12 protein-coding genes are annotated in these 13,242 nt (G+C 63.7%); 4 read left to right on the top strand and 8 right to left on the bottom strand.

The window, feature by feature from the left end:
• Positions 1–26 precede the first annotated feature (26 nt).
• Positions 27–1,334, bottom strand: a complete 1,308-nt coding sequence (locus AWB74_RS14095; RefSeq protein WP_061147370.1) for an MFS transporter — start codon at positions 1,332–1,334, stop codon at positions 27–29.
• A 470-nt stretch (positions 1,335–1,804) separates the two neighbouring features.
• Between AWB74_RS14095 and AWB74_RS14090 the strand changes: the two genes are divergently transcribed.
• Positions 1,805–2,248 (top strand): MarR family winged helix-turn-helix transcriptional regulator, encoded by a 444-nt coding sequence (locus AWB74_RS14090; RefSeq protein WP_061147369.1) that lies wholly within the window; start codon positions 1,805–1,807, stop codon positions 2,246–2,248.
• A 17-nt stretch (positions 2,249–2,265) separates the two neighbouring features.
• On the opposite strand, the gene AWB74_RS14085 is transcribed toward AWB74_RS14090, so the two are convergent.
• The 5 genes from AWB74_RS14085 to AWB74_RS14065 all read right to left on the bottom strand — a co-directional run bounded on the left by AWB74_RS14085 (position 2,266) and on the right by AWB74_RS14065 (position 7,996).
• Positions 2,266–4,545: a xanthine dehydrogenase family protein molybdopterin-binding subunit gene (locus tag AWB74_RS14085; protein ID WP_061147524.1), complete on the bottom strand. Its 2,280-nt coding sequence runs from the start codon at positions 4,543–4,545 to the stop codon at positions 2,266–2,268.
• Between the two features lie 61 nt (positions 4,546–4,606).
• Positions 4,607–5,260, bottom strand: a complete 654-nt coding sequence (locus AWB74_RS14080; RefSeq protein WP_061147368.1) for an isochorismatase family protein — start codon at positions 5,258–5,260, stop codon at positions 4,607–4,609.
• A gap of 10 nt (positions 5,261–5,270) precedes the next feature.
• Entirely contained in the window at positions 5,271–6,314 is a 1,044-nt protein-coding gene (locus tag AWB74_RS14075) for a M29 family metallopeptidase (protein ID WP_061147367.1), read from the bottom strand.
• Positions 6,315–6,342: 28 nt separating this feature from the next.
• The gene (locus tag AWB74_RS14070) at positions 6,343–7,209 is read right to left on the bottom strand and encodes an alpha/beta fold hydrolase (RefSeq protein ID WP_061147366.1); all 867 of its coding nucleotides are present in this window, start codon (positions 7,207–7,209) and stop codon (positions 6,343–6,345) included.
• A gap of 34 nt (positions 7,210–7,243) precedes the next feature.
• Positions 7,244–7,996: a maleate cis-trans isomerase family protein gene (locus AWB74_RS14065; RefSeq protein WP_061147365.1), complete on the bottom strand. Its 753-nt coding sequence runs from the start codon at positions 7,994–7,996 to the stop codon at positions 7,244–7,246.
• Between the two features lie 297 nt (positions 7,997–8,293).
• Here AWB74_RS14065 and AWB74_RS14060 point away from each other — a divergent pair, with 297 nt between their 5' ends.
• From AWB74_RS14060 to AWB74_RS14050, 3 genes are all read left to right on the top strand, one after another.
• Positions 8,294–9,451: an FAD-dependent monooxygenase gene (locus tag AWB74_RS14060; RefSeq protein ID WP_061147364.1), complete on the top strand. Its 1,158-nt coding sequence runs from the start codon at positions 8,294–8,296 to the stop codon at positions 9,449–9,451.
• A gap of 166 nt (positions 9,452–9,617) precedes the next feature.
• Entirely contained in the window at positions 9,618–10,121 is a 504-nt protein-coding gene (locus AWB74_RS14055) for a (2Fe-2S)-binding protein (RefSeq protein ID WP_061147363.1), read from the top strand.
• A gap of 4 nt (positions 10,122–10,125) precedes the next feature.
• Positions 10,126–12,519 carry a c-type cytochrome gene (locus tag AWB74_RS14050; protein ID WP_061147362.1) on the top strand — a complete coding sequence of 798 codons (2,394 nt, stop codon included), beginning with the start codon at positions 10,126–10,128 and terminating at the stop codon, positions 12,517–12,519.
• A gap of 51 nt (positions 12,520–12,570) precedes the next feature.
• Here AWB74_RS14050 and AWB74_RS14045 read toward each other — a convergent pair whose 3' ends face one another.
• Both AWB74_RS14045 and AWB74_RS14040 read right to left on the bottom strand, forming a co-directional pair.
• Positions 12,571–12,891, bottom strand: coding sequence for a 2Fe-2S iron-sulfur cluster-binding protein (locus tag AWB74_RS14045; protein WP_061147361.1), 321 nt, complete (start codon positions 12,889–12,891; stop codon positions 12,571–12,573).
• A gap of 49 nt (positions 12,892–12,940) precedes the next feature.
• The gene (locus tag AWB74_RS14040) at positions 12,941–13,237 is read right to left on the bottom strand and encodes an oxidoreductase C-terminal domain-containing protein (RefSeq protein WP_268811193.1); all 297 of its coding nucleotides are present in this window, start codon (positions 13,235–13,237) and stop codon (positions 12,941–12,943) included.
• Positions 13,238–13,242 lie beyond the last annotated feature (5 nt).

Genomic DNA, 13,242 nt, shown 5'->3' with positions numbered 1-13,242 from the left:
CGTCGGCCGTGGCAAGTTCAGCTTGTTTAACGATTCACCAGTTTCTTCTGAAACCTCAGCGCCAGGACGCATCCGAAGAGGATGAAAGCTGCAAAGGCGTACAGCCCAGCGCTCTGCGAGTGGAACGTGTCACGCAGATAGCCGATGAGGTAGGTGCTTCCGAAGCCTCCGACGTTCGCGATCGAACAAGCGAAAGCAATACCGCCTGCGGCCGCGGTTCCTCGCAGGAACGTCGACGGCAGCGCCCACACTACGGGCATCGCGGCAGCGGCTCCGGCGTTCACGAGGGAGAAAAGCAGGACCGTCATCGCCGTGCTCGGCGTCGTCGCACCCGCGACAACGAGTGCGGCGGCGGCCACTGCGAACGGTACGACGATGTGCCACCGGCGCTCGCGCGCACGATCCGAACTCGATCCGCAGATCAACGTTCCGACCACGGCTGCGGCGTTCGGAATGACCATCAACCAGCCGATGTGATAGGAGTCGGTGACGCCAGTGTCGCGAAGAATAGTCGGCAGCCAGAAGCTCACGGCGTAGAGGCCGAGCAGCACGCACAAGTCGATCAGCCCGAGCGACCATACTTTCGGGTTGGTGAAGGCTTCACTGAGCTTGTGGCTCTTGTGGCCTGAGTTTTCCTCGTTGAGTTCCGCGCGTAGCGTCTTCTTTTCTTCGGTCGTGAGCCATTTCGCCGATTCAATCGTGTTCGGCAGCCACCGAAGGACGGCGAAGCCCAGCAGCACCGAAGGCAGCGCTTCCAGCAGGAAGAGCCATTGCCAGCCACCCAGTCCGTGCGCACCATCGAAAAAGCGCATGATCCAGCCGGAAATAGGGCTGCCGATCATGCTCGACATCGGAAGGCCGACCATGAACAGCGCCACGATCCGCGCGCGCCGCGCATCCGGATACCACTGCGTCAGATAGAGCAGCACGCCCGGCAGAAAGCCCGCTTCGGCCACACCCAGCATGAAACGCACGATGTAGAACTGCATCGGCGTATGCACGAACATGGTGGCGCCCGACAGCAGACCCCACGTGATCATGATGCGGGCAATCCAGAACTTCGCGCCCACTCGCTGGAGGATGAGGTTGCTCGGTACTTCGAAAAGCACATAGCCCACGAAGAAAAGTCCCGCGCCGAGCCCGTAGACGGCGTCGCCGAACTTCAGCGCGTCGAGCATTTGAAGCTTCGCGAGGCCAATGTTCACCCGGTCGAGATACGCCGCGAAGTAACACAGACAGAACAGGGTGATGAGGCGGAACGTGACCTTCCGGTATAGCTCTCGATGCTGGGTGTCGCTCGACGCAACGGCGGCGCCTGAATGCACAGTTGACATGGGAGGTCCCTGTTAGATGAGATTTCCTTGACGCAAACATGTGTTTTGCGCCCGCAGGATCATGTATAGCATGTCAAAATATGAGTGTACACGCTAGAAATTACCCTAATCCTCGGTTGCCGTGAATCATCGGGATAAACGAGCTGGAAATGGGTGTAACTTTGAAGAAAATAGCCACAGATACCGCTATCGTATTGATTTTATGCAGCGCCACGGACCGGACGGAAAACCTGACGTGAACAATGTGGTCACGCACCTATAAGAAGCGTATACGCTTAATATGGAGTCGCGGGCGGTATGCCTCGCACCAGGATCGTGCAGGTGTCGTCGGCGTCGTTCCAAACCGTTCTGGCAACCGGTCATCGGCCATCAGAACCCGTGAAGTTTTCCTTCGGAGTCGGTTCGTTAAAATGCAAGCCATACAAGCGCGTCGCCGCGCTCCTCATTCTCTGGAAACCGTCCCGCCGGATATGTCGCCTTCAACTGACGTCTACGACTTCCACGACCAGATCGGTCACCTTCTGCGCCGTGCCTATCAACGCCACGTCGCAATCTTTCAGGAGGCGATTCCGGATTCGCAACTCACGGCCGCCCAGTTCGTGGCGTTGTCCGCGGTGAAGGAAAGCAAGGGCTGTTCGCTCAATGACATCGTGAAGACGACTGCGATCGATCAGGCAACGATCCGGGGCGTGGTGGAACGCCTCAAGGCCCGCGCGCTGGTGGAAGTCACACAGGACCCTTCCGATGGCCGCAAGCTGGTGGTGAACGCAACGCGTCAGGGCGAGGCGCTGATCGACGCGACCGTTCCGTTCGCCACGCAGGTCACCGAGCGCACCTACGGCCCGCTCAATCCGGGCGAACGGGTCGCGCTGCAGTATCTGCTGCGCAAGATGCTCGAACTCGACGAGAGCTGACGCCTCGCGGCGGCCGGTCAGGAGCCGACGCGGCTGACGTCCTGGTCTGGCTGGTGGGTCCGTCCGGCCCTGGCCAGGCCGGCCCGAATGGTTTCTGGCGTGTACGGCGGTGCGAAAAATCGCACGCCGGTTGCATCGAAGATGGCGTTGGCCAGTGCCCCGGGTCCCGGCACCGAAGCAGATTCACCTGCGCCCATCGGCGGTTCGCCTTGTCGCGGCATGAGCACGACCTCCACGGCCGGCACCTCCGCGAAGGTCAATATCGGATAGCTCGACCACTCGCGTGCAGCCACTTTCCCGTCGCTGAAGCGCACGCGCTCCTTCAGGGAGCGGCTCAGCACCTGGATCACGTTGCCGTGAATCTGATGACGTACGCCATCGGGATTGATCATCGTGCCCGTGTCCTGTCCGATGACGACCCGCTCGACCGTGACCTCCCCGGTCAGCGTGTCGACCACGAGATCGACGATCCACGCAGCCCATGCCGCGCCGAAGCCAGGGAAGCGGCTGTGAACATAGCGCGCGTAGGCGACGCCTCGGCCGCGCAGGAAGCGGCCGCGCTTCTCGATGCGTTTCGGGCGGGGTTGCCAGCCCGCGCGCTGAGCGACGGCCCGCAGCAGTTCTATCGCGCGCTCGTCCTTCAGATGCCGGATGCGAAACTCGAGCGGATCGGTCCCGGTGATCGCGGCGCATTCGTCGGCGAACGAATCGTGCGCAAAGGAATTCGGAAGGGCCGAAACCCCACGCAGCCACGACGCGCGAACGATCGACGCCAGATCTTCGCAGACAAAGCGCCGGTTGGGCGACTCGTAGGGCGAAACGGCGGTGCGGTCGCCCATTTCGAACACGCGCGAAGCCGGCTGCTCGACGCCGCTCAGCAGCAGGGCGAGCAGCGGCGCATCGTTCGACGGATAGCGGGTCGAGAAATCGTAGCCGAGGATTGCTCCGTCGTTCGTGACCGTACCCGTCACCTTGATCACCTGGCCCGCACCCTTCGGCTCCCAGAGATGCTCGTCCTGCCGCGAGAGTTGCACGCGAACCGGCTGGCCGACCGCGCGCGAGAGCAGGAGTGCGTCGCCGCATACGTCGTCGGCGCAGTTGCGGCCATAGCATCCGGCCGCCTCCATGCGTTCGATGTCGAAGTCGGCCTCGCTTCGGCCAACGAGCTTCGAAAGATCGTGCCGCAACGAAACCGGATTCTGCGTTCCGGACCAGACGGTGATGCGTCCGTCGCCCGGCTCGCGATAATCCGCGACGGCGCACGACGGCCCGATGGACCCGTGCATCTGATACGGCCAGACGTACGTGCGGGAGAAGGTCGTGGTGCCCGCCGCGTCGCGTACGCTTTCGACGTCGCCTTCCTCCAGCAAAAGACGGCGCGTCGCCGCAGCGTTCGAGATGGTCTGCCCGACGTCGTCCATCGACGTCAACTCGGGTGTCGGTCGCCACTGCACTTTCAGTTTGCGCGCCGCGCGCACCGCGAATTCTTCTCTTTCCGCCACGACGCCGACGAAATCGCCGATGACCACCACCGCACGAAGTCCGGGGACATCCGCGACGGAAGCTTCATCGACCGAGATGAGGGACGTGCCGACGAACGGGCCGGAATCGATGCCGCTGTAGGGCGGACGAACCACACGGCCATGCAACATGCCGGGAACGCGCACGTCGTGAACGAAGGTGAGCTGGCCCGTCGCCTTGGCCGGAAGATCCACTCGCCTCGACGAGCGTCCGACGAGCCGATAGTCGGACGGGTCTTTCGTCTCGACCTGGGTATCGAGTTCGGGCGTGATGCTCCGGCCTTTCACCAGGTCGCCGAACGAGCAGCCGCTCGTCGGGTCCGCGCCTTTCACGAACACGCGCCCGTTTTCGGTCGTCAGCCGCCCGATGGCGACATCCATATGTTTCGATGCGAGGTCCAGAAGAGCGAGCCGCGCCTGAGCCGCCGCGCATCGAAGCGGAACGGCCGAGATCTGGATCGTGGCGCTCGCGATGGTCGGCCCCTGGTTCGGCGTCGACGCCGTCGAGCCGAGAACCATGCGAACGCGCCCGGCGGGAACGTCGAGCTCTTCCGCGACGATCTGGGCAAGTGACGTACGAATGCCCGTACCCAGATCCACATGCCCGTTGAACGCCAGAATGCTTTCGTCATCCAGCACGGCGACGAACACCTCGGGAACGTCCGGTACAAAGGTGGAACTGCTTCCCGGCTGACCCCGCGCGGGGGCGACCGGTTTGGCCGGCTGACGAATGATTGCCAGGCGGCCGTTTCGTGCAAGCAGATCGGCGCGATTCACGTTCTTCCTCGTCATTCACAGAGACCTTCGTCGCTGCATGAACTCATGCTCGACGCTTACACTACCGCGCTTCGGCACTGGTTGCCGAGATGGCCGCGAGCGCCTCGGACAGCGGCAGCACGGTCGCGTACTTCTGCCCCATGTCGAAGAGACTGGCCTCGTGCGGACCCAGCGCCCGGTCGCCCACACAGTCCGACAGCACGAACGGGCGAAAGCCGAACGACATGGCATCGACGACGCTGGCACGAACGCAACCGCTCGTCACCGCGCCTGCCACCAGCAGCGTCTGGATGCCTCGCTGTGCCAGCCACGGCGCGAGCTGCGTCCCGAAGAAGGCGGACGGAACCGTCTTGCGCACGACGAGTTCGCCCTGCACCGGCGTCAACTCCGGCACGATGGCGCTGTCGGGATTGTCTTCGGTGAGCGTCGCCATGCCCGGCACCTTCAGCGAGAAGACGTTGTCGTCGCTGCCATCGGCCGCATAGACGATGCGGCTGTGCGCGACGGGCCAGCCATTCTCGCGCGCGGCCTTCAATGCTTCCTTCGTGCGCTCGATCGCCTGCGGGATGTTGCCGCCGCCGAAGACCGCAGGGTCGGCGAAGCCGGCCACGAGGTCGACGATCAGAAGGGCGACCCGCCCCTCGGGCGTCATCGGCGTGCCGAATCCCTGTTGCTGATAGACCTGTGCTTCCGCATGGGTGGAGAGATCGTTCATGTCGTGACCGTTATGCGTTGTTGGTGTCCAGCACGCGACCATCCCGGACGACGACTTCGTTGTCGAGGGACACGGTGCAATGACGAAGAGGAATGTCGATGTGGCAGGTCGTCGTGCGATCGCCGCCGCCTTCGTTGTTCGGACCGAGCGAGAACAGGAAGTTGCCTTCGAACGCGCGCGCGTCCATGCCGATGGTGGCTTCGCGATCGTAAAGGCCGAGCGTCGACCAGCGCGCGCGAGGCTGCAGGCCCCAGCCGATATGCGATATGGCATAGCCCTCGGGATCGTCGAACGTTTCCATGTAGTCGCGCAAAAGCGCCGCGTCCGTGCCGCCCTCGATCCGCACGGCGTATCCGCCTTCCACCGTCAGGGTGATCGGCTCGCTCACGTAGTGCTTCTGCGGCAGCAGGATGTCGCCGCGATCGATGACGATCTTGCCCTGCGCGGTCTTGTCGTTGGGGAACGTCAGTGCGAAGCCGCTCGGCCAGTGGTCCCAGCGGCCCGGTTCATCGACGAAACCATATTCGGCTATGGCGGGGAAGTCTCCCATCGGGCAGGTGAGATCCGTGCCTGCGTCGGAGCTCACATGCATCTGACGCGCTGCCTTGATCCGGTCGGCGGCGGCGAGTACGCGGGCGCGATCGGCGAGCGTCGGCACCAGGCGCACCAGAACTTCGGGCGGCTCCACCGCCAGCAGGATCTTCGTGCCGGACTGGAGAATCTCGTGCTGCTCGGGCGAGAACAGCAACGTCATCAGGTCGAGCACGAGGTCGCTGTTTTTCAACGCGGCGATCGCCGCCTGATTGCCGGTGAGCGGCGTCGTGCCCAGATACGCGAGCGAGTCGCGGCTGAAACCCTTCTCGCCGTTGATGGGAGGCAGATCCAGCCGGTTGACGATCGCGCCCATCGATTGCGTCGCGATGAGCGCGCAGGACAAGGTTTGCGGATGCGTACCGGCGCTCGTCAGAATGGTGACCGTCTGTCCGCGCTCGAGCTTCGACAGCGTGAGCACTTCCTTCCACGCCTCGATCAACTGATAGTCGCTAATGGCCATCGATATCTCCTAGGGATGTGTGGCGCGATCACGCAGGCGTTTGCAGGGACACGGGCGCGCCGAGGAAGTCGCCCAGCGCGGCATAGAAACCGGTCTCGTTGTCCCACGGGATCATGTGGCCCGCATCGGGCACGCGTGCATGAAGCATCGAGGGCGTCGCGCGTTGCAGCTCGCTCACGTCTTCCGGCCGGACCACATCGCCGCGCTCTGCTGTGATGAGCAGAGACGGCACCTTCAACTGCGCCGCATCGGCGAAGAAGTCGTCTTCATGGAAGCCCTTGAACGAGGCGAGCACGGCTCGCTCGTCGCAGGTGTGCAGCCATTCCGCGCGCAACTGGCGCTGCTCGTGCGTCCATGTCGGGCAGAACTGGCGCATCGCCTCCGCGTCCATGCCCTTGCGCGCAAGCGCCATCGAATCGACGTACCACGGCAGTTGCGACGGATACGGACGGCGGCCCGGACCGGACACGGGTGGATCGACCAGCACGACGCTCTTCAGTCCGGCCTCGATGCGCGTGGCCGCGCGAGCCGCGATGCGCGCGCCCATCGAGTGGCCGACGAAAGCGAATGCGCAAAGTCCCAGTGCTTCCGTAAGGGCAACGACGTCGTCCGCTTGCGCGTCGAGGCTGTAGTCGAGCGTGTCCGAGGCCGAAGAGAGACCGCGGCCGCGCACGTCGAGAATAAAGGTATCGAAGCGGGTTCCCAGAACTTCGCCGACGAAGCCCCAGGTGATCGCGGGGCTGGTGATGCCCGGAATCAGGACGATGGATGGCCGCGCCGAATGCTCGCCCGTGCTGCTTCCCGTGTTGCTTCCCGTGTTGCTTCCATAACGCAGGTAATGCTGGCGGATGCCGTTGGCGAACACATGGCCGCCGTGGAGAAACGTCGAAGACATGGTGTGTGTGGCTCCAGATACGTTGCCCGGCTGCTCAGTACGCGCCGGACAGAAGCGCGCCGGCGCCGGGAACGATCGGCTCCAGGTCGAGGTGACGCAGCATCGCGTAGGTGGTGGCGATCGCGGCCGTGATGACCGGTTTGCCTGTCAATGCTTCCACTTTCGCCACCGCAGGCAGGGAAGGCATCTGGACGCACGCCGAAAGCACGATGGCATCGGCGTCCTGATACTTCATCTTCGAGACGATCTCCGGCAGGCGCGACGGGTCATGCCGCCCGACTTCGAGATTGTCGGGAATCTCCAGCGCCCGCCAGTCGATGACTTCGTAGCCCTCGCTGCCGATGTAGTCCACGACCAGTTCGGTCAGCGGCTTCATGTAGGGCGCCACCACCACGATTCGCTTTGCCCCGATGACTTTCAATGCGTCCACGAGGGCGCCTGCGCTGGTCAGCACCGGCGCGTGAGCGCCGTTTTCGGTCGTGTGCTTCGTCAGCCGTTCCTGCGATACGCGGTGATAGCCCCGGCCCATCGCCATGATCGCGACGAGGCACGCATAACCCAGCACATCGACGCGCGCATCCGACAGTTCGATCGCGCAGCGGTCCGATTCAGCATCCATTGCAGCCAGTTCTTCCTTGACGACCTTTTTCATGCGCATGCGGCTCGAATGGAAGGTGAACCGTTCGGGGCGGATGGACTCTCGCAGGCGCAGCATCGCCGGGATTTCGGTCTCCATCGTCGTATTGGAACTCGGCACGATCTGGCCGATGCGGTAAGTCTTGGTCATGGGTACTCCTGGCCGGGTGAAAGGAATGCCGTGCGCGAAAAGCGCTGGCTGCTATGACAAAGTCTAGCGTGTACGTTATAAAACGACAACAAGAGAAGAGGCGTTTGCGCACCGTATCGATCGGGGATTTCCCTATGTTTTCGCCAGAATATGGCGTTAAATCCGGAACTCTCCGCGCATCGCCAAGTTTTTCTTGAATCAACTTTTTAAAGTGTGTACGCTATAAATTGAATCGTCACTTCGCTCGCTGGATGTCGTGTGCGGCATCGCGAGCCAATAATCAGTCAGGAGATTTCCATGAGCAAAGCCCGCATTGCCGTCATTGGCGCTGGACTTGGCGGAGCGACCGCCGCCGCATTGCTTGAGCGCAGCGGCTATGAAGTCGTGTTGTATGAACAGGCCCAAGCGTTTTCGCGTCTGGGAGCGGGCATCCACGTCGGGCCGAACATGATGAAGGTGATGCGCCGGATCGGCTGCGAAGACGCGCTCAACACGATGGGTTCGCATCCGGACTACTGGTACAGCCGGGATGGCAAGACGGCGGAGATCATGTCGCAGATTCCGTTGGGCGACTTCGCGGTCAAAAACTACGGCGCGAGCTATCTGACCGTGCACCGCGGCGACTTTCACGCGCTGCTGACGCAGGCGTGCAGCCCGGGCGTCGTGCGCTTCGGCAAGAAGCTGACCTCGGTGGAAGACACCGGCAACGAAGTGCGCATGACCTTCGCCGATGGCTCCGTCGAAACGGCCGACATCGTGATCGGCGCGGATGGTGTCAATTCGAAGATCCGCGATCATCTTCTCGGCGCGGAGCCGCCCAAGTACACCGGATGGGTCGCGCACCGCGCCGTCTTCCCGGCTTCGCTGCTCAACAACAAGCCGTATGACAGCTGCGTGAAGTGGTGGTCGGGCGACCGTCACATGATGGTCTACTACGTCACCGAGAAGCACGACGAGTATTACTACGTGACGGGCGTGCCGCAGAAAGAGTGGCCGGCGGGCGTGCCGTTCATGGAGAGCAGCCGGGAGGAGATGAAAGAGGCGTTCGCCGGCTGGCATCCCGACATCCAGCACTTGATCGATGTCTCGCCGTCCATCTCCAAGTGGCCGCTTCTCGAGCGCGACCCGCTGCCGTTGTGGAGCCGCGGACGCATGGTCCTGCTGGGCGATGCCTGTCATCCGATGAAGCCGCACATGGCGCAGGGTGCCGCGATGGCGATCGAAGATGCAGCCATGCTGACGCGCTGCCTCGACGAAGTCGGCGTGAGCGACTTCACCAATGCTTTCGCGCTGTATGAGGCGAACCGCGCCGCACGCGCCTCGAAGGTTCAGCGCGTATCGCACAACAACACGTGGCTGCGTACGAACGAGGATCCGGCCTGGTGCTTTGGCTACGACGTGTACGAAGTGCCGCTCGTCTCGCCGCAAACGAACACGGTGCCTGCCGAGGCTTGATCTTTTTGACCGCCTCGCCTTCACGGGTGCGGTCCGCTAGCATCACAGGAACGGCGGGTGCTGCTTTTTCCTTTTGCGGTGGCAAAGGGAAATCGGGTCGGGCGGCTCTCGCCATTCTCTTTGCCGACGAATCGAAGGCACAGGTTTCATTTCCGGGGTTCATGCCATGTCTCACCCACGCCCGGGCGATGGCCCGATCACACTCTGCGTGAACGGGAACACGCGCACGGTCGAGTTCGCGGCGTCGGATGTGCCCTTGCTCACGGTCCTGCGCAACGATTTCGAGTTGAACGGACCGAAGTTCGGTTGCGGGTTCGGACAGTGCGGCGCTTGCACCGTGATCGTCGACGGAAGTGCGACGCGCGCGTGTGTCGTCCCGGCTGTCGCTGCGATCGGCAGGGACATCGTCACGCTCGAAGGGCTCGGAACATCGGAGAACCTGCATTTGATTCAGCGTGCGTTCATCGAGGAACAAGCGGCCCAGTGCGGATACTGCCTCAACGGCATGATCATGAGCACCAAGGTGTTGCTCGAGCGCAATGCCCGCCCGAGCGACGCAGAGATTCGCGATGCATTGCGATACAACCTGTGCCGGTGCGGAACCCACATCGAAATCTTGAATGCGGTGCGGCGGGCCGCTCACTATCTTCAGCAGCAAGATGAACAGTAAGACGATGCCGTCCCGCGACGGCAACATCGAAGACGACCGTGCCGGTAGCGAGGATTCACCGTCGAAGGCCGTCGATACGCCGTCAGGCGCGGGGCCAGCCGGCCACCGCCCCACGATGCACCGAACACATCGTTACCGGTGGCCGACCGGAGCGGACGATCAGCTCGCTTCGCTGGAGGTGAGCGCTGACGCGACGGCGTCAGGAGAACTGCGAAGCTATCGGTATCGCGTCTCGCTCGACCAGTCTGCTGCTGCATCCCGAGCCGGTCTGTTCTCGCCCGATTGGCAACCTGCTTCTTCGAGGGCCTTCGTCTACCGGCATGCTCACACATCGCTGACGTTCGAAGACCCGGCACCTGACGTTCCGCACCATGCGCACGTTTTCGCGCGCGAGTCGTTCATGGACGAGACGGCGAGCGAGCTTTCGCTCGACCCGGTCGAATTGCGCCTGAGTCACCTCGACCCGAAGGAGGATGCCGGCGCCCGCGAAGTCGTGCGGATGGTCACGGAACGCGCGGCATGGGGCCGCAAGGAACCTGCCGAGGCCGGTTCGCTCTGGCTGAGCGGCCGTGGCTTTGCGATGGACGGCGCAGCGCCTCGCATGGACGACACCCCGAATGAACCGGGATGGTCCGCGTGGGTCGTGGACATCGACGTGCATCGACGAACGGGCGATGTTGCCGTTCGCCGGGTCATCGCCGGGTATGGCGAAGGCAACGGAGACATGCCGGCGCTCATTGGCGTGCCTCACACGCTCGTCGAGAGCGCGGTGTCCCTTGCGCTCGGACAATCGCTGAGCGCCCGTCCGGCTCACGATGAAGTCGCCGGTTCCACAGCGCTGGCCCCGATGTCGCTCGACATCGTGACGGCCGGTGCATCCGCATCTTCGAACGAGCAGGGCGCGCTGTCGAAGCCGGAAGCGCAACGGGCCACGGCGCCGGCGGTTGCGGCCATCGCGAACGCGATCTTCGATGCGACCGGCGTTCGATTCAGGCAACCGCCATTCGACGCAACGCAACTGCAGGCGAAACTCGCCGAAACGCAGCCCCCGCAGCCCATTCATCACGGCGTGGCCGCCCCGCGCCCCGGACGCATTCGGCGGCTCCTCGCCGGGGGAGGCATCGCCGGATTCGCGGGCGGCATCCTCGGACTCGCCTGCGCGATGTTCCCGGGTCCATCGGAGATTGCGCCTGTCGCGCCGGGCAGCCTCGATGCGTCGACCTGGAGTGCCGCGACGCTCGAACGAGGGCGCCAGATCGCGCTCGCCGGGGACTGCGCGGTGTGCCATACGGCGCCGGGCGGCGCGAGGAATGCGGGCGGTTTCGCACTGGAAACGCCGTTCGGGACCATCTATTCGACGAACATCACCCCGGACCCGGAGACGGGCATCGGCCTCTGGTCATATCCCGCTTTCGAGCGCGCCATGCGTAAAGGCATCGCGCGCGACGGCAGGCATCTCTATCCGGCGTTTCCTTATACGGCGTTCGCAAAGATGAGCGAGCCGGACATGCTGGCGCTCTACGCGTATCTGATGTCTCAGCCGCCAACGAAGCACGCCCCGCCGGAGACGAGCCTGCCGTTTCCGATGAACCTGCGCCCGGCGGTGGCGGGATGGAACTGGCTGTTTCATGACGGCAGCCCGTTCAAGCCGGACACGTCCAGATCGGCGATGTGGAATCGCGGCAAGTACCTGGTGGATGGCGCCGCCCACTGCGGCGCGTGCCACACGCCGCGCAACCGGCTGGGAGCGGAGAAGGGCGGTCTTGCCTATCTGGCCGGGGGCGAGGCGGAGGGATGGGATGCGCCGGCGCTCGTCGGCAATCCCGGACCGGTTCCGTGGACCGAGAAGGCGCTTTTCGAATACCTTCGCACGGGATTCTCGCAAGAGCACGGTGTGGCCGCAGGCCCGATGGGGCCGGTCGTCGCAGGCCTGGCGCAGCTTCCCGAGTCCGACGTGAAGGCGATCGCGCACTACATCACGTCGCTTTCGCCGGAAGTCGACGAGGCGGCCGCTGCCAGAGCGGCGCAGAAGCAGTCGGATGGCGCCGATGCGATCAGCGTCATGGGCCTTGAGCGAGGGCGCAGGACCTTCGAGACGGCCTGCGCGGTCTGTCACGCGACCTCGGGCGGCGTCGGGCATCTGGGCGTAAGACCGCTCATGGGTCTCAACACGAGCGTGGCCCAGTCGAAACCCGACAACCTGCTTCACGTGCTGCACAACGGCATCGACAATCCGGCCACGGCGGAGCTGGGCCATATGCCGGGCTTCCGGGACGTCTACGACGACCAACAGATGGCCGAGCTTGCCGCTTATATTCGTGCCCGCTATGCACCGGGGCAGCCAGCGTGGACCGGCCTCGAGAAAGCTTCCGGACAGGTCAGACACGCAGCGCATTGATCCGGAGGCGGCGCGCGTGCCCGACGACCGCTGGCGGGGCGCGATCATGGCTCAGGTCTGCGATTCCGGCAGATGCACGACAAGCCCGTGCAGACCCGGATGCACCTTGAGCTGACAGGCCAGACGCGAGCGTTCGCCGACATCCTTTGCGAACTCGAGCGTGTCCCGTTCGGCCGGATCGGGTGCGGGCAGCCTGTCCGCCCAGGCTTCGTCCACGCGCACGTGGCAGGTCGCGCACGTGCAGGCGCCACCGCATTCCGCGTCGATGCCGGGCACGGCGTTGTAGACCGCGCCCTTCATCACGCTCCAGCCATCCTCGACATCGATCTCATGAGTCGGTCCTTCGAATTCAATGTAGTGAATCGTGGTCATGAAAAACTCGTTCCGGTAGTGTGTTGCTCAATGGGCGGCGCGCGAGGAGTCAGAGCAGGGCGGCGTTCAACGGCTGGGCGCCCTGGCCAAACAGGTCGACATCGAGACGCTGTCCGCGATTGATCGCAGTCCGCGCCAGCAGGAAATTGCGCGGACGATTGATGGTTTCCACGCCGACGAGCAGATCACCGCGCACGTGGAGTACGGTCGCACCCGAATCTTCGGGCGAAGTGCGCGCGAACACGGCATCGCCCGCGCGCGGGATGCCCGCCATCTGCACCTTGAGTTCGTACTGATCCGACCAGAACCACGGCGTGTCGAGTTTGGGCGGCTCGCGTCCGGCGATGACGG

The organism is Caballeronia arvi (genome assembly GCF_001544695.2).
In the GTDB taxonomy this organism is placed as follows: domain Bacteria; phylum Pseudomonadota; class Gammaproteobacteria; order Burkholderiales; family Burkholderiaceae; genus Caballeronia; species Caballeronia arvi.
The sequence above is the reverse complement of the archived record's forward strand: the minus strand, read 5'-3'. Positions and strand labels throughout refer to the sequence as shown.